The organism is Bradyrhizobium sp. CCBAU 53351 (assembly GCF_015291745.1).
In the GTDB taxonomy this organism is placed as follows: Bacteria; Pseudomonadota; Alphaproteobacteria; order Rhizobiales; family Xanthobacteraceae; genus Bradyrhizobium.
The window spans coordinates 6,048,490-6,063,516 of sequence record NZ_CP030059.1 but is presented as its reverse complement, the minus strand read 5'-3'; the positions used below and the strand labels follow the sequence as shown (position 1 = coordinate 6,063,516).

The 15,027-nt window shown below is 64.9% G+C and carries 19 protein-coding genes; 10 read left to right on the top strand and 9 right to left on the bottom strand.

Annotation, left to right across the window (positions count from 1 at the left end; translation table 11 throughout):
- Positions 1-133 precede the first annotated feature (133 nt).
- The gene (locus tag XH83_RS28855; RefSeq protein ID WP_194404016.1) at positions 134-976 is read right to left on the bottom strand and encodes a MoxR family ATPase; all 843 of its coding nucleotides are present in this window, start codon (positions 974-976) and stop codon (positions 134-136) included.
- A gap of 94 nt (positions 977-1,070) precedes the next feature.
- Positions 1,071-1,316, bottom strand: a complete 246-nt coding sequence (locus tag XH83_RS28850) for a GlsB/YeaQ/YmgE family stress response membrane protein (RefSeq protein ID WP_194404015.1) — start codon at positions 1,314-1,316, stop codon at positions 1,071-1,073.
- A 122-nt stretch (positions 1,317-1,438) separates the two neighbouring features.
- Between XH83_RS28850 and XH83_RS28845 the strand changes: the two genes are divergently transcribed.
- The 3 genes from XH83_RS28845 to sseA all read left to right on the top strand — a co-directional run bounded on the left by XH83_RS28845 (position 1,439) and on the right by sseA (position 4,196).
- Complete coding sequence (locus XH83_RS28845; RefSeq protein ID WP_194404014.1) at positions 1,439-2,614, top strand: VWA domain-containing protein; 1,176 nt, start codon at positions 1,439-1,441, stop codon at positions 2,612-2,614.
- Positions 2,615-2,742: 128 nt separating this feature from the next.
- Positions 2,743-3,156, top strand: coding sequence for a rhodanese-like domain-containing protein (locus tag XH83_RS28840; protein ID WP_194404013.1), 414 nt, complete (start codon positions 2,743-2,745; stop codon positions 3,154-3,156).
- 191 nt (positions 3,157-3,347) lie between these two features.
- A complete protein-coding gene (gene sseA / locus XH83_RS28835) occupies positions 3,348-4,196 on the top strand; it encodes a 3-mercaptopyruvate sulfurtransferase (protein ID WP_194404012.1) in 849 nt (282 codons plus the stop codon).
- Position 4,197: 1 nt separating this feature from the next.
- On the opposite strand, the gene XH83_RS28830 is transcribed toward sseA, so the two are convergent.
- Positions 4,198-4,971 carry a hypothetical protein gene (locus tag XH83_RS28830; RefSeq protein ID WP_194404011.1) on the bottom strand — a complete coding sequence of 258 codons (774 nt, stop codon included), beginning with the start codon at positions 4,969-4,971 and terminating at the stop codon, positions 4,198-4,200.
- Between the two features lie 369 nt (positions 4,972-5,340).
- On the opposite strand from XH83_RS28830, the gene XH83_RS28825 reads away from it, so the two are divergent.
- Entirely contained in the window at positions 5,341-6,549 is a 1,209-nt protein-coding gene (locus XH83_RS28825) for a L,D-transpeptidase (RefSeq protein ID WP_194404010.1), read from the top strand.
- A gap of 57 nt (positions 6,550-6,606) precedes the next feature.
- Here the strand turns inward: XH83_RS28825 and XH83_RS28820 are convergent, their stop codons facing one another.
- Positions 6,607-7,569 (bottom strand): D-2-hydroxyacid dehydrogenase family protein, encoded by a 963-nt coding sequence (locus tag XH83_RS28820; protein ID WP_194404009.1) that lies wholly within the window; start codon positions 7,567-7,569, stop codon positions 6,607-6,609.
- 146 nt (positions 7,570-7,715) lie between these two features.
- Complete coding sequence (locus XH83_RS28815; RefSeq protein ID WP_194404008.1) at positions 7,716-7,931, bottom strand: hypothetical protein; 216 nt, start codon at positions 7,929-7,931, stop codon at positions 7,716-7,718.
- Positions 7,932-8,165: 234 nt separating this feature from the next.
- Between XH83_RS28815 and ettA the strand changes: the two genes are divergently transcribed.
- The 3 genes from ettA to XH83_RS28800 all read left to right on the top strand — a co-directional run bounded on the left by ettA (position 8,166) and on the right by XH83_RS28800 (position 11,340).
- Positions 8,166-9,815 (top strand): energy-dependent translational throttle protein EttA, encoded by a 1,650-nt coding sequence (gene ettA, locus XH83_RS28810; RefSeq protein WP_194404007.1) that lies wholly within the window; start codon positions 8,166-8,168, stop codon positions 9,813-9,815.
- Between the two features lie 86 nt (positions 9,816-9,901).
- Positions 9,902-10,102, top strand: coding sequence for a hypothetical protein (locus XH83_RS28805; RefSeq protein WP_194404006.1), 201 nt, complete (start codon positions 9,902-9,904; stop codon positions 10,100-10,102).
- A gap of 41 nt (positions 10,103-10,143) precedes the next feature.
- Positions 10,144-11,340, top strand: coding sequence for a lytic murein transglycosylase (locus XH83_RS28800; RefSeq protein WP_371746170.1), 1,197 nt, complete (start codon positions 10,144-10,146; stop codon positions 11,338-11,340).
- A 92-nt stretch (positions 11,341-11,432) separates the two neighbouring features.
- Here the strand turns inward: XH83_RS28800 and XH83_RS28795 are convergent, their stop codons facing one another.
- A complete protein-coding gene (locus tag XH83_RS28795) occupies positions 11,433-11,714 on the bottom strand; it encodes a hypothetical protein (protein ID WP_063201912.1) in 282 nt (93 codons plus the stop codon).
- Between the two features lie 226 nt (positions 11,715-11,940).
- The gene (locus XH83_RS28790; protein ID WP_194404005.1) at positions 11,941-12,264 is read right to left on the bottom strand and encodes a hypothetical protein; all 324 of its coding nucleotides are present in this window, start codon (positions 12,262-12,264) and stop codon (positions 11,941-11,943) included.
- A 133-nt stretch (positions 12,265-12,397) separates the two neighbouring features.
- On the opposite strand from XH83_RS28790, the gene XH83_RS28785 reads away from it, so the two are divergent.
- From XH83_RS28785 to bfr, 3 genes are all read left to right on the top strand, one after another.
- Positions 12,398-12,700 (top strand): hypothetical protein, encoded by a 303-nt coding sequence (locus XH83_RS28785; protein WP_194404004.1) that lies wholly within the window; start codon positions 12,398-12,400, stop codon positions 12,698-12,700.
- Positions 12,701-12,861: 161 nt separating this feature from the next.
- Positions 12,862-13,134, top strand: a complete 273-nt coding sequence (locus tag XH83_RS28780; protein ID WP_194404003.1) for a bacterioferritin-associated ferredoxin — start codon at positions 12,862-12,864, stop codon at positions 13,132-13,134.
- 133 nt (positions 13,135-13,267) lie between these two features.
- Positions 13,268-13,756: a bacterioferritin gene (gene bfr / locus XH83_RS28775; protein WP_024339472.1), complete on the top strand. Its 489-nt coding sequence runs from the start codon at positions 13,268-13,270 to the stop codon at positions 13,754-13,756.
- 205 nt (positions 13,757-13,961) lie between these two features.
- Here bfr and XH83_RS28770 read toward each other — a convergent pair whose 3' ends face one another.
- Together XH83_RS28770 and XH83_RS28765 are read right to left on the bottom strand one after the other, a co-directional pair.
- The gene (locus tag XH83_RS28770; RefSeq protein ID WP_194404002.1) at positions 13,962-14,564 is read right to left on the bottom strand and encodes an MSMEG_1061 family FMN-dependent PPOX-type flavoprotein; all 603 of its coding nucleotides are present in this window, start codon (positions 14,562-14,564) and stop codon (positions 13,962-13,964) included.
- A gap of 50 nt (positions 14,565-14,614) precedes the next feature.
- Entirely contained in the window at positions 14,615-14,995 is a 381-nt protein-coding gene (locus XH83_RS28765; RefSeq protein ID WP_246776345.1) for a DoxX family protein, read from the bottom strand.
- Positions 14,996-15,027: the final 32 nt, after the last annotated feature.

The following is a 15,027-nucleotide window of genomic DNA, read 5'->3' as shown; positions in this document are numbered from 1 at the left end:
CCGGACGCAGCGCGGCGCTTCTTCAGCGGTGCGCTGCTGAGCCGGGGCCCATGTCGCCGCATGGTACTGTGTCGCATGGGTCCCGGCTCTGCGCAGCAGCGTTGCACGCTGCAGCGCGTCCGGGACACGAGCCTCACACTTCCCGTCGGCTCAAAAACGCCAGCCGCTCGAACAGATGCACGTCCTGCTCGTTCTTCAGCAGAGCGCCGTGCAGCGGGGGGATCAGTTTGCGCGGGTCGCGTTCGCGCAGTTGCTCGACGCTCATGTCCTCGTTGAGCAGCAGCTTGAGCCAGTCCAAGAGCTCCGAGGTCGACGGCTTCTTCTTCAAGCCGGGCACCTCGCGCACCTCGAAGAAGATGCGCAGCGCCTCTTCCACCAGGCGCTTCTTGATGCCGGGGAAGTGGACGTCGACGATGCGGGCCATCGTGTCGGCGTCCGGGAACTTGATGTAGTGGAAGAAGCAGCGGCGCAGGAAGGCGTCCGGCAGCTCCTTCTCGTTGTTGGAGGTGATCATCATGATCGGGCGCTGCTTGGCCTTGATCGTCTCGCCGGTCTCGTAGACATGGAATTCCATGCGGTCGAGCTCGAGCAGCAAATCGTTGGGGAATTCGATGTCGGCCTTGTCGATCTCGTCGATCAGGAGCACTGGGCGCTGCTCGGCCGTGAAGGCCTCCCACAGCTTGCCGCGCTTGATGTAGTTCTTGATGTCGGAGACCCTGCTGTCGCCGAGCTGGCTGTCGCGCAGCCGCGACACCGCGTCGTATTCGTAGAGGCCCTGCTGCGCCTTGGTGGTGGACTTGATGTGCCAGGTCAAAAGCGGCGCGTTCAGCGCCTTCGCCACTTCCTCTGCCAGCACCGTCTTGCCGGTGCCGGGCTCGCCCTTGATGAGGAGTGGGCGCTCGAGCACGATCGAAGCATTGACGGCGACCTTGAGATCGTCGGTCGCAACATAGTCCTTGGTGCCGGTAAATTTCATTGCGTGTCCTTGGTCATCGTCGGCGAGAGGCGCTCGTCCCGTCGCGACAAGCGAACGGCCGCTCGCGGCGGCCGTTCCTGGTTCGGTCAGGCTTTCAGACCCGTTTTATCAGCGAAAGGATGACGAGCACAATCACCGCGCCGATGGTGGCATCGACGATGGCGCCGACCGTGCCGGTGGCCAGCCCGATATGGAGCTGCGGCAGAACCCAGCTCGCGACCAGCGCGCCGATGATGCCGACGACCATGTTGCCGACCAGCCCAAATCCCGCCCCGTGGACAATCTTGCCGGCAAGCCAGCCTGCGATCGCGCCGATGATGAGCGCTGCGACAATTCCCATTGCATACGTCCCCGAACAACCCCGTGAGGGCGCCAATTCTAGAGCAAAAAGCACCCGGGTCCAGCGTTCAGCGGCAGCCTCCGCCCCTTGACGTTCGTCCCCCGACGGGCAATCTGTCAGCCATGTTCCTGCAATTCTTCACCTCTCTGCGCGACGCGCAGGTCCCTGTGACGCTGCGCGAATACCTCACGCTGGTGGAGGCGCTCGACGCCGACCTTGCGGACTACTCGGTCGAGAATTTCTACTACCTGTCACGCGCCGCGCTGGTGAAGGACGAGCGCAACCTCGACAAGTTCGACCGCGTCTTCGGCACGGTGTTCAAGGGGCTGGAAAACCTGCTCGACGCCATGGAGAAGGCGGAGATTCCCGAGGAGTGGCTGAAGAAGCTCGCCGAGAAGTACCTCACCGAGGAAGAAAAGAAGCAGATCGAGGCCATGGGCTGGGACAAGCTCATGGAGACCCTGAAGAAGCGGCTCGAAGAGCAGAAGGGCCGGCACCAGGGCGGCTCGAAATGGATCGGCACGGCGGGCACCTCGCCGTTCGGCGCGCACGGCTACAATCCTGAAGGCGTCCGCATCGGCCAGGAGAAGAACCGCAACAACCGCGCCGTCAAGGTGTGGGACAAGCGCGAGTTCAAGGACCTCGACGGCAATGTCGAGCTCGGCATCCGCAACATCAAGGTGGCGCTGCGCCGCCTGCGCAAGTTCGCGCGCACCGGCGCGCCGGACGAGCTCGATCTCGACACCACCATTCGCGAGACCGCCAATCACGGCTATCTCGACGTGCACATGCGCCCCGAGCGGCGCAATGCGGTGAAGCTCCTGGTGTTCTTCGACATCGGCGGCTCCATGGACGCGCATATCGAGCAGGTCGAGGAGTTGTTCTCGGCGGCGAAGAGCGAGTTCAAGCACATGGAGTATTTCTACTTCCACAACTGCCTCTATGAAGGCGTGTGGAAGCAGAACAAGCGCCGCTTCACCGACCGCACGCCGACCTGGGACGTGCTGCACAAATACCCGCACGACTACAAGATCGTGTTCGTCGGCGACGCCTCGATGTCGCCTTACGAGATCATGGTGCCCGGCGGCTCGGTCGAGCACGTCAACGAGGAGCCCGGCTCGGTCTGGCTCGACCGCATCATCCGCACCTATCCGCACGCGGTGTGGCTGAACCCGGTCGCCCAGAAGCACTGGGACTATTCGGAATCCACCACCATCATCAAGCGCATCTTCGCCAACCGCATGTACCCGATCACGATCGAGGGTCTCGAAGGTGCAATGAAGGAATTGACGCACTAGTCTCTCGTCATTCCGGGGCGCGCGTAGCGCGAACCCGGAATCCATCGGGCCGCAATGTTCGTCGATAAATGGATTCCGGGTTCGATGCTGCGCATCGCCCCGGAATGACAAAAGAGAAGGGAAGACCCATGCCCCAGACCATCACCCGCGGTATCAAGGCGCTGATCGACGAGGCCAATGCCGAGATCGAGACGCTCGACGCGAAGGACGCCATCGAGATATCCAAGAACGGCGACGTCGTCATCGTCGATATCAGAGACCCCCGCGAGATCGAGCGCGACGGCCGCATCCCCGGCGCCTTCGCCTGCACCCGCGGCATGCTCGAATTCTGGATCGATCCGCATAGCCCGTACGCCAAGCCGATCTTCCAGGAAGACAAGAAGTTCGTGTTCCACTGCGCCGGCGGCCTGCGCTCCGCTCTCGCCGCCAAGACCGCGCAGGACATGGGCCTGAAACCCGTCGCGCACATCGCCGGCGGCTACGCCGCCTGGCGCGATGCCGGCGGGCCGACCGAGAAGTGGGAGCCGAAGAAGAAGGGGTGAGCTTTGCTCTCTCCACCCGTCATTCCCCGCGAAGGCGGGGAATCCAGTACGCCGCGGCCTCTCGGTTCAATCACAACCGTCTCGGAGTACTGGATCGCCCGGCCAAGCCGGGCGATGACAGCGGAGTTTTACGCGCGCTGTACCAACCTCGCTCGTGCTACGCGCACCGGAATGACTGCAAGGAAAGACCAATGACCGACCCCCTCGTCTCCACCGAATGGCTCGCTGCCCATATGGGCGAGGCCAACGTCAAGATCCTCGACGCCAGCTTCAAGCTGCCGGGCGTGCTGCCGCTGCCGAAGGACGACTATCTCGCCGCGCATCTGCCGGGCGCTGCGTTCTTCGACGTCGATGCGGTCTCGGATCATTCCAACCCGCTGCCGCACATGTATCCGAGCGCCGAGCAGTTCGGCCGCGACATCGGCAATCTCGGCATCTCCAACGCCGACACCGTCGTGCTCTACGATGCCGGCGGCTGGGTTGCCGCGCCGCGCGCGTGGTGGATGTTCCTGGCCTTCGGCCATAACAACGTGCGCATCCTCAATGGCGGCCTGAAGAAGTGGCGGGCCGAGGGGCGGCCGGTCGAGAGCGGCGAAGTGAAGCCGAAGCCGGCGACGTTCAAGGCGAGCTACGATGCAAAGCGCGTGCGCAGCATGCAGCAGCTGATCGCCAATGTCGAAAGCCGTGCCGAGCAGGTAATCGACGCGCGCGCCGCCGATCGCTTCGAGGGCCGCGCGCCCGAGCCGCGTGCGGGCATCCGCTCCGGCCACATCCCCGGCGCCCGCAACGTGCCGTACAATCAATTGTTCGACGTCGCGACCGGCGAGATGAAGCCGCTCGACGATCTGCGCGCCGCCTTCACCGGCGCCGGCGTCAAGCTCGACGCGCCGATCGTGACGAGCTGCGGCTCCGGCGTCTCCGCCGGCGTGCTGACGCTCGCGCTGTATCGCTTAGGGATCACCGACACCGCGCTCTATGACGGCTCGTGGTCGGAATGGGGCCAGGAGAGCGGTCCGGCCATCGCGACCGGGCCGGCGTAAATTACTGGCGCGACCTCGTGGCCGTCGTCGTCGCGAATGTCTGCTGCTGGCCGAACGGATCGAACTGCTGCTGCAATTGCTGAGGCGGCGGACGCCGCACCACGCGCTGCCGCTTCTTCGCCTTGGCCTTGCGCTTGGTCGCCTTGTCGTCGGCCTTGCTCTCGACCTTCTTCGCCGGCGGATCCTTCACGGCCGTCGTCGCCGGCTCGTTCAGTGCGGCCAGCTTGGCCGCGGCGATTTCGAGCGCGGAGGAGGCGAGGGCCGGATCAGCCGGCGGCGGCTCGCCGACGGTGGCGGCAGCGGCAGCGCCAAGGTCCGGCTTGGCATCCGGAAGCGAGGCCGTGGTGTCGGCCTGGGTGAGCGTGTCGGCGGGCGCCGGCATTGCGGCCTCCGTCGTCGGCTCGGCCTTGGCCGGCTCGACGGCCGCAGCTTCTGCCGGAGGCGCAGCGGCCTGCATTTGGACGTCAGCCTCGGTCGTCAGCGCAGCGACCTGCTCGGGCCCGGTTGCCGGCAGTCCAATGGTCGGCACCTGGTCGCGCACCGACGGCTCGGGCTCGGCCGCCACCTCCGGCTCGGTGCGGAGCACCGCGAGCACCGGCTGGGCTGGCTCGGGTCCTTGCGCGAACCGCTGCTCCTGCGGGCCGTTCAGCCAGGACGGGTTATTGGCATACTGCTCGTGGCTCGCGCGCAGGAGAGCGGCCGCGCCCAGGCCGAACACCAGGATGGAGGTTGACAGCAGGATCGCGGCAAACAGGAAGCGAAAGCCGGGAAGCATCGAAGGGTTACGAATTTCCGCCCGGGCGGCGTGGGATGCCGGGGCCCATGAGCCATCTGAACGCGGTGACGGTACTGTTGGCCGCGTTCGCCGCGCGGGATCGAGAGCTCAAATGGGCGGCGAATCAGGCTGATTCGAACATACCGCAACGATTTCGACCCGTTCCCTAAAAAACGGGGCCGCAGACTCCGGCAAATGACGGTGTGAGTGGATTTCCGCCCCGTGATGCAACGGGGCAACGGTAGTCTTGCGGATCACAAATCGGCCAATCCGGCGCAAATAAGCCTGATATGTCTTGAATGTGCCGCTATCTTCCGTCATCTGGCCGTTAACGGTCCGATCGGGCTTGGGGACTATACAAGAGCGATGATGATCAAACATTTTCTGACGATATGCGCTGCCGCAACAGTCGCTGCCGCGGGAACCTCGCTCGCGCAGGCTCAGAGCTATCCGGTCCAGCAGGCACCGAGCTACGGCGCCCCGGCCGAATATCGGCCCGGTGACCGTGCGCCGAATTTCGACGCGCTGGACGATGACGACGACGCGATGCCGCAGGCCGCGCTGCCGCCGCCCGGCCCCGCCGACGATCCACGCTATGGCCGCCCCGCCGGCGCACCCCCGGTCTACTCGGCGGCGCCGCCGCAGGGCCCGGTGATGTCGCCGGACGATCCGCGTTATGGCCGCCCGGCGGGTAGCCCGCCGGTCTATTCGGCCGCGCCGTCGCAGGGCCCCGTGATGTCGCCCGACGATCCCCGCTACGGCCGCCCCGCCGGTCCGCCGCCGGTGATTTATGCCAATCGTCCGGGCCAGCAGGGACAGGCCCCCGCCGGTGACGGCATGCGTCCGCCGGAAGCTGTCGGTGGTCCCGCCGCGACCGGTACGGTCCAGGCCGGCCAGCCGCCCGTCGGCGCCGATGGCCGTCCGATGACCATGGCCGCGCTGCCGCCCGAGGAGCAGCCCGATGCAGCGCCGGTGCAGTTGCCGCCGAACCTGCGCCGCCAGGAAGTCTCGTTCCAGACCAAGGAGCCGGCCGGCACCCTCGTGGTTGATACGCCGAACACCTACCTCTACTACGTGCTTGGAGGCGGCCGCGCGATCCGCTACGGCGTCCGCGTCGGCCGCGATGGCTTCACCTGGACCGGCGTGCAGAAGATCACCCGCAAGGCCGAGTGGCCGGATTGGCATCCGCCGACCGAGATGATCGAGCGCCAGCCCTATCTGCCGCGCTTCATGGCCGGCGGCCCCGGCAATCCGCTCGGCGCGCGCGCGATGTATCTCGGCTCGACCGTCTACCGCATCCACGGCACCAATCAGCCCTCGACCATCGGCAAGTTCGTCTCGTCGGGCTGTATCGGCATGCTGAACGAGGACGTCTCCGACCTGTTCGACCGCGTCAAGGTCGGCACCCGCGTGGTGGTGATGCCGGGCGGCCCGCCGCCGGGAACGGCGACCGCCTCCGCTGCGCCGGCGCCCGGTCCTGCCGCAGGCCCGGCTCCGATGGCCGCCCAGGCCGGCCCCGTTCCGGGCACCCAGCCGACGGTGGTGCCGCCGCTGCCCGCACCGGTCACCGTGCGCTAAGCGCTGCGAACCAGATCAGATTGCGAAGGGCGTGCCGTCGGCACGCCCTTTTCGTTTTCAGGCCAGCTTGCGCGGCAGCTCGCCGCCCTTGGTGAAGGCGTCGATCGCCTCGACCATCTGGCCGTAATGGATGCGCAGACCGTCCTCGGTGGCGTAGCCGAGATGCGGCGTCAGCACGAGGTTGTCGAGCTTGCGGAAGGGATGATCGACCGGCAACGGCTCGACCGAGAACACGTCGATGCCGGCGCCCGCGATTTTGCGCTGCTGCAGCGCTTCGAGCAGTGCCTGCTCGTCCACGATCGGCCCGCGCGCGGTGTTGACGAGGAAGGCGGTCGGCTTCATCCGCGCCAGGTCCGCGCGGCCCACGAGACCACGCGAGCGTTCGCTCAGCACGACATGGATGGTGACGATGTCGGCCTTGGCGAACAGCTCCTCCTTGGTGGCGTAGCCGACGCCGGCCGCCGCACACTTCTCCGGCGTCAAGTTCGGGCTCCAGGCGATCACGTTCATGCCGAACGCCTTGGCGATCCCGGCCATCTTGGTGCCGAGCTTGCCGAGCCCGACGATGCCGAGCGTCATTCCCTCGATCTCGACGCCGGCAAAGGCCTGCCAGGGCTCGCCGGCATGCATGCGCGCGTTCTCGCGGCCAATGCCGCGGGTCAGCTCCAGGATCAGACCCATGGTCAGAGGTGCCGTGGGATCGCGGGAATATTGCGTGCCGCCGATCGCGACGCCGCGCGCCTTGGCCGCCTCCATGTCGATCGACGCGTTGCGCATGCCGGAGGTCAGGAGCAGCTTCAGCTTCGGCAAGCTCTCGAACAGGCCCTTGGGGAAGGCCGTGCGCTCGCGCATCGCGCAGATGATCTCGAAGTCGGCAAGCGCGCTTGCCGCGGCCTGTTCGGAGGCGAAGGGATGGCTGAACACGGTGACGTCGACGCGGTCGGACATTTTCTGCCAGTCGGCGACGTCGAGCGCGAGGTTGAAATAGTCGTCGAGAATTGCACAGCGCAGCCGGCTCATCAGCGTTGATCCAGGGCCAGAGTTGATCGCGAGAGGTGAGGGCGCGAGGGGAGCGCCGTCGTCGGAATCAAGGCCATGGTTGCGCGCAATCGCACCGGCGCGCAAGCCGCTTGCGTCCTCAAAAGTCCGATAGGAGAGAGAAGCGCTTAGAGGTCGCGGGGCTTCAGGCGGAACGGCGCATCCATGCCGTGCTTGGCGCGCCAGGCGGGGCCGGGGCCGCGCATGTAATGCAGTTCGGGCCGGTAAGGGTTGAAGGCGGTGGCGAAGAAGCGCTTCCAGAAGCCCTTGATCTCCGAGGCGAAGTCGGAGACTGGGCCGGCTTCTGCCGGAACAGGAAGAGAATGGGTCTCGATCAGAGCCATGATGCGGCCTCGCTGTGCTCCCGTTCGTTCTGAGCGGGTGGCGCTGTTTCCGCGCGAAACCGAGCTTTCGGCCTGATTTATTAAAAGATGGTTTCAATTGTCCGGATCGGTGGCCGGATGGTGTCCATCCCGTATTCGTCCGTGGTGAACGGACGGAAAACGTTGCCCTTTTGGGACGGGATCGCTACATCGCAGGCGAAGCAAATTTCCTCAAATCAAAGGTTTTCGGGACCGATGGCGCGCCAGTTCATCTATTTCATGCAAGGCCTGACCAAGAGCTACCCGACCCGGAAGGTGCTCGATAACATTCATCTGAGCTTCTACCCGGACGCCAAGATCGGCGTGCTCGGCGTCAACGGCTCGGGCAAGTCGACGCTGCTCAAGATCATGGCCGGCCTCGACAAGGAGTATAACGGCGAGGCCTGGGTCGCCCAGGGCGCCCGCGTCGGCTACCTCGAGCAGGAGCCGCAGCTCGACGCCAAGCTTTCGGTGCGCGAGAACGTCATGCTGGGCGTGGCCAAGCAGAAAGCCATCCTCGATCGCTACAACGAGCTGGCGATGAACTATTCCGAGGAAACCGCCGACGAGATGACCAAGCTGCAGGACGAGATCGAGGCCCAGGGCCTCTGGGATCTCGACAGCAAGGTCGACCAGGCCATGGACGCGCTGCGCTGCCCGCCCGACGAGGCCGATGTGACCAAGCTCTCCGGCGGCGAACGCCGCCGCGTCGCGCTGTGCAAGCTGCTGCTCGACCAGCCCGATCTGCTGCTGCTGGACGAGCCGACCAACCATCTCGACGCCGAATCCGTGTCGTGGCTCGAAAGCCATCTGCGCAGCTATCCCGGCGCGATCCTGATCGTCACCCACGATCGCTACTTCCTCGACAACGTCACGAGCTGGATCCTCGAGCTCGATCGCGGCAAGGGTATTCCCTACGAGGGCAATTACTCGTCCTGGCTGGTTCAGAAGCAGAAGCGGCTGGAGCAGGAGGGACGCGAGGACGCCGCGCACCAGAAGACGCTGGCCCGCGAACAGGAATGGGTCGCTTCGTCACCGAAGGCGCGTCAGGCCAAGTCCAAGGCGCGCTACCAGCGCTATGAGGATCTGCTCAAGCAGGCCAGCGAGAAGCAGACCCAGACCGCGCAGATCATCATCCCCGTCGCCGAGCGGCTCGGCGCCAACGTGGTCGATTTCGAAGGCCTCAGCAAAGGCTTCGGCGACCGCCTCCTGATCGACAACCTCACCTTCAAGCTGCCGCCCGGCGGCATCGTCGGCGTGATCGGCCCCAACGGCGCCGGCAAGACCACGCTGTTCAAGATGATCACCGGCCAGGAGAAGCCGGATTCCGGTTCGATCACGGTCGGCGAGACCGTTCATCTCGGCTATGTCGACCAGTCGCGCGACGCGCTCGACGGCAACAAGAACGTGTGGGAGGAAATCTCCGGCGGCAACGAGCTGATCCTGCTCGGCAAGAAGGAAGTGAACTCGCGCGGCTATTGCTCCGCGTTCAACTTCAAGGGCGCCGACCAGCAGAAGAAGGTCGGCGCGCTCTCCGGCGGTGAGCGCAACCGCGTGCATCTCGCCAAGATGCTGAAGTCCGGCGCCAACGTCCTGCTGCTCGACGAGCCGACCAACGACCTCGACGTCGACACGCTGCGCGCGCTCGAAGAGGCGCTGGAGGATTTTGCCGGCTGCGCCGTCATCATCAGCCACGATCGCTGGTTCCTCGACCGTATCGCGACCCACATCCTGGCCTTCGAAGGCGACAGCCACGTCGAATGGTTCGAAGGCAACTTCCAGGACTACGAGAAGGACAAGATGCGCCGGCTCGGCCAGGACAGCATCATCCCGCACCGCGTGAAGTACAAGAAGCTGACGCGGTGATGGCTATTGGCGCCCGCGATTTGCCGCGGGCGCATCCCCGGCGGCCCAGCATTTTCATCCGATAGCCCCTGTGATAAGATGTCCGCATGGTCGAGCCTGACAGCATGGTTCTGGAGCTCTTGCGCCACATCCGCGCGGCGGTCGATGACGTGCGGGATGATATCCGCGAGATGAAGCAGCGCATCGGCAATCTGGAAAGCCAGTACGCGAACATGTCGAACCGGCTTGATCGCATGGATGTTCGCATCGAGCGGATTGAACGACGTCTCGATTTGGCTAACGCGTGAACGGACTGAGCCGACTGCTTGGGTGCGTCGTCGCTGCTCTATTGCTCGCGTCGATTCTCTGTCATTCCGCCCGCGCCGCCGACGCGGCCTTTACGCAATTCATCGCCTCGCTGTGGCCGGAAGCGCAGGCGGAAGGCGTCTCGCGCGCGGTGTTCGACGCGCAGACGCGCGGTCTCGAGCCTGATTACAAGCTGCCCGACCTGATCCTGCCCGGGCGCCCCGCGACCGGCGCGCCGTCGCAGGCCGAGTTCGTGCAGGTGCCTGCGGACTATGTCAGGGAGGCCTCGATCGCGCGGCTTGCTGGCGAGGGACAGCGGCTGCTGCAAAAATATCGCGCCGCGCTGAGCGAGATCGAAAAGAAGTCCGGCGTGCCGGCGACCGTGATGCTCGCGATCTGGGGCCGCGAGACCGATTACGGCCGCTACACCCTGCCTTACGATCTCGTCCGCGTGCTGGCGACGCAGGCCTATGTCGGACGCCGCAAGGATCAGTACCGCACCGAGTTCATCCTCGCGCTGAAAATCCTGGGCGAGGGCGTGGTGACGCGCAAGGACATGCGCTCGTCCTGGGCGGGCGCCACCGGGCTGACGCAATTCCTGCCGTCCGAATATTACAAGCACGGCGTCGATTTCGACGGCGACGGCCGCATCGACATCTGGCACTCGGTGCCGGATGCGCTGGCCTCGGCCGCGCAGCAGCTCGTCAACAAGGGCTGGCAGAGCGGCCTGCGCTGGGCCTATGAGGTGCAGGCGCCGGCCAAGGTCGATTGCAGCACAGGCGTGCCCGAGGTGACGAAGCCGATCGGCCAATGGCTGCGCGAGGGCTTCGTGCCGGTGCGCGGACAGAAGCTCAGCGCCGCCGAGCAGGCGCAGCCGGCTTCGCTGCTGCAGCCCGAGGGCATCTACGGCCCGTCATTCCTCACGACGAAGAACTATTTCGTCATCAAGGAATACAATTTCTCCGACCTCTATGTGCTGTTCGTCGGCCACCTTGCCGATCGCATGACGAGCCCGCTGCCGTTCGCAACGCCCTGGTCGGCCTCCAAGCAATTGCGCACCAAGGATGTCGAGACGATGCAGCGCGGCCTCACGCGGATCGGGCTCTACAAGGACAAGATCGACGGCAAGGCCGGCATGCAGACCCGCGCGGCGCTGGGCGCCTATCAGAAGTCGGCAGGCCTCAAGGTCGATTGCTGGCCGAGCGAAGAGGTGCTGCGTTCGATCCAGGCGGCGCGATAGCGGCTCGCGCTTCTCTGATCTCAAAGAAAAAGCCCGGCCGATGGTCTCGGCCGGGCTTCGATCGCGGCGCTGGCGAGCGCCATGCGATCAGATCAGTAGCAAACGCGAACCGGGCGAACGACCCAACCGTAGCCATCCCAATAACGCTGGCGCTGCCAGTAGCAGGGCGCGGGCGGCGGGGGCTCAGCGACGTAGACGGGGCCGCCATAGGCGGGACGGCTCGACGCGATGGCGCCGCCGACGATGGCGCCGCCGATCAGGCCGGCTGCGATGCCGGCGCCGACGCCGTCATGGGCCTTCGCGGACGGCGTGGCGGTCACCAGCGAACCGGCGACCGTCGCAACCGTGAGGGCGGCAACTAAAGTCTTCTTCATGCTCTTGGCTCTCCTGGGAGATGGGTTCCTCTTGTTAGAGGCGCCCGGGTTTCAAAGGTTCACGCACACGCTGAGGGAATTGGCCGTGCAGCTAGGAAGCGCGCAATTGGTCAACCCACGGTAAACGCACACGGAGCTGTGACGAGAAAAAGCGGTCTTTTTCAGGCCCCGAGATGAACGGCGCATCCGTAGTGAACCGGTCCACGCGAACCCTGCTTGCGGCGCCTCAGCCGCAGACTCTGACGCGGCGTACGCGCCAGCCATAGCCGTCCCAGAAGCGCTGCTTCTGCCAGACGCAGCCGCCGCCATAATAGCCGTCGGCGACGTAGCCGGGACCCGGCGCATAGTAGCGGCGCGGGTAATAGCCGGGTTCGTAATAGCCCGGGCCGGGTCCGTAATAATACGGAGACGCCAGCGCGCCGCCGACAATGGCGCCGCCGATGATCCCAGCCGCCACGCCTGCCGCGACACCGCGCTGGGCCTGGGCCGGTGTTACGGCCGCAACGGCCAGGGTGGCGACGGCCGCGACCGCCAGGAGCAACTTCTTCATTGGTTTGACCTTTCGCACAAACATGCTGGAACCCTTTGGGAGCAGAGTTCCATACTTCGTTTGAATGATCAATGAACGGCACCTTTGCCAGACCCGACCAATTCATGTGGACTGCGGCTCTGCCAGGGAGGCGATGATGGGCAACGCGATGATAAATGCACTGGTCGCTGCCGGAATCGTTTTTGCGATCGGCTATGGCTGGTTGACCCATCTCCAGAACCGCGGCCGGCGCTCGCGCGCCGGGGCTGGCGGCGACAGTGGAAGCAGCAGCACCGGCTCTGGAACCAGCGACGGCTTTTCGCTGGGGAGCTGGTTCTCAAGCGACAGTTCGGGCAGCTCGAACGACGGTGGCAGTTGCTCCAGCAACGATAGCGGCAGCAGTGGCGGTGATTGCGGAGGCAGCGGCGGCGACGGCGGGGGAGGCGGCGGCGATTAGATCCTCTCAAATCTTGATCCAGCGCAACGCCGTAATTTAGGGCCGTTCTAAGCTGCTTTCGGGCCAGTTTGGAATAGCTTCAAATACCGGTTTTTCCTTTTGCATCCGGCCGGCCCGTTAAATATCGATGATGACGCATCACCGAGGGGCCTGCTGCTTCCATGATCGTTTGTTCCTGTAACGTGCTGAGCGATGTCGACATCCGCGCCGCCGTCGCCGAGTCCGACGACGCCGTGCGCCACGCCAAACAAGTCTATGGATGCCTCGGCTGCAACGCCGAATGCGGCCGCTGTGCGCGAACGATCAAGACCATCATCGACGAAGCCCTTGGCCCCTGCGCCCAGTCCTGCTGTGCCGGCTGCCCGCACAGCCACACCGTGGCCGCCAACGACGAGACGGCGGAGCCCGCCCAGTTCGCCCTCGCGGCCTGCTAAAATCTTCCCTTCGGATTGGCTGCGCTTTTCCCCGGCTGCGTCCGCGTGGCCAGTTGCCCTCATCCGTAAACTGACTTAGAAGCGTTCTAAATTCGGTCGGGGCCGATTTGGAATGCAAGAGCTGGAGTGAACCATGCAGGGCGACGCAAAAGTTATCGACTATCTCAACAAGGCGCTGCGTCACGAACTGACTGCGATCAACCAGTACTGGCTGCACTACCGCTTCCTCGACAATTGGGGCCTGCTCGACATGGCCAAGGTCTGGCGCAAGGAGTCCATCGAGGAGATGGAGCATGCCGACAAGCTGACTGCGCGCATCCTGTTCCTCGACGGTTTCCCGAACATGCAGGTGCTCGATCCCCTGCGCATCGGCCAGAACGTCAAGGAGATCATCGAGTGCGATCTCGCCGCCGAGATGAGCGCGCGGGCGCTCTATCAGGAAGCGGCCACCTATTGCCACGGCGCCAAGGACTACGTCACGCGTGACCTGTTCGAGAAGCTGATGAGCGACGAGGAGCACCACATCGACTTCCTCGAAACCCAGCTCGACCTGATCGGCCGCATCGGCCTCGAGCTCTACACCCAGAAGCACGTCGGTGGGCTCGAGGGCGAGGGGCACTAAGCTCCGGCTTTCGCCGCATACTCCAGTGTCGTCCCCGCGAACGCGGGGATCTACACCGAGCGATCGATCTGCACGTGGCGGTGTTCGTACCGCCGGATAGGCTCTTCACTGCAAGTCCTCGCCAAACGCCTCTGCGGGGTTATGGGACCCGGCGTTCGCCCGGACGACACCGTGGCTGTTGCTCCACCGCTGAACTGAGCTTCAGCTACAACTGCGTCTTGTAGATTTCTTCCACGGTTTCCTGGCTGGCCGGCTCGCCGAGGCCGGTCTGGTCGTGAATGACCGTCACGATGCTCGGCATCACCGAGCGCTGCACCTTTTCCGACGACCACAGCTTCGAGCGCATCAGCGCCTTGCCGCAGTGGAAATAGACTTCGCTGACGGCAACGTTCAGCGCCGCGCGCGGCGGCTTGCCGAACTCCACCATGGAGGCAAGCAGATCCGGATCGGCCGACAGCGTGCCGCGACCGCCGACGCGCAGCGTCTCGTCGATCCCTGGGACGAAGAACAACAGCTGCACGAAGCCCGAGCCTTCGACGACGTTGCGGAAGCTGTCGATCCGGTTGTTGCCGGAGCGGTCGGGCATCAACAGCTGATTGGGGCCGGCGACGTGGACGAAGCCGATGCCGCCGCCGCGCGGCGAGGCATCGACGCTGCCGTCCGCTCCCGATGTCGCGAGCACGCAGAATGGCGACATCTCGATGAATTTCTTCGCGTGCGCGTCGATCGCGGGACGCGCCTTTGCGATCACGCGCGGGCTCGGCTTGGCATAGATGGTGGCGAGGTCTTCGGCGCAAAGCTGGGTCACGAAGGTCTCCTTGATTGACGTGCCGAGACTATCATTCTCCGGCCGCCCCGCTATCCCTTTTGTCGCCGCCATGGCCATGCGATCACGTCGGCGCAGTAGAGTGCCCACCAGATCAGCACGGGCTGAAGCGCCAGGCGCGGACCATGGTAAAGCCAGCTATTGGGGATGGGCGGAACGTCGATACCCTCCAGCGCGTGCTTGATGTTCGCAGGCCAAAGGCAAAGCGCATAGAGCGCGAGCGCCACGCCTGCCCACCAGCGCAGCGGCGTCATCAGCAATGCAATCGAGCCCGCAATCTCACAAATGCCGGTGACGAGAATGACCTCTATCGGGAAGGGAACCCAGGACGGCGCGATCGCGAGAAACTTGTCGGGGACGGCCAGATGCGCAAACCCCGCAGCGACGTAGAGTGCGGCAAGAGCGAAGCGCATCACCGCGCGCCTGCGGTCGGGTTCAGAAGCCA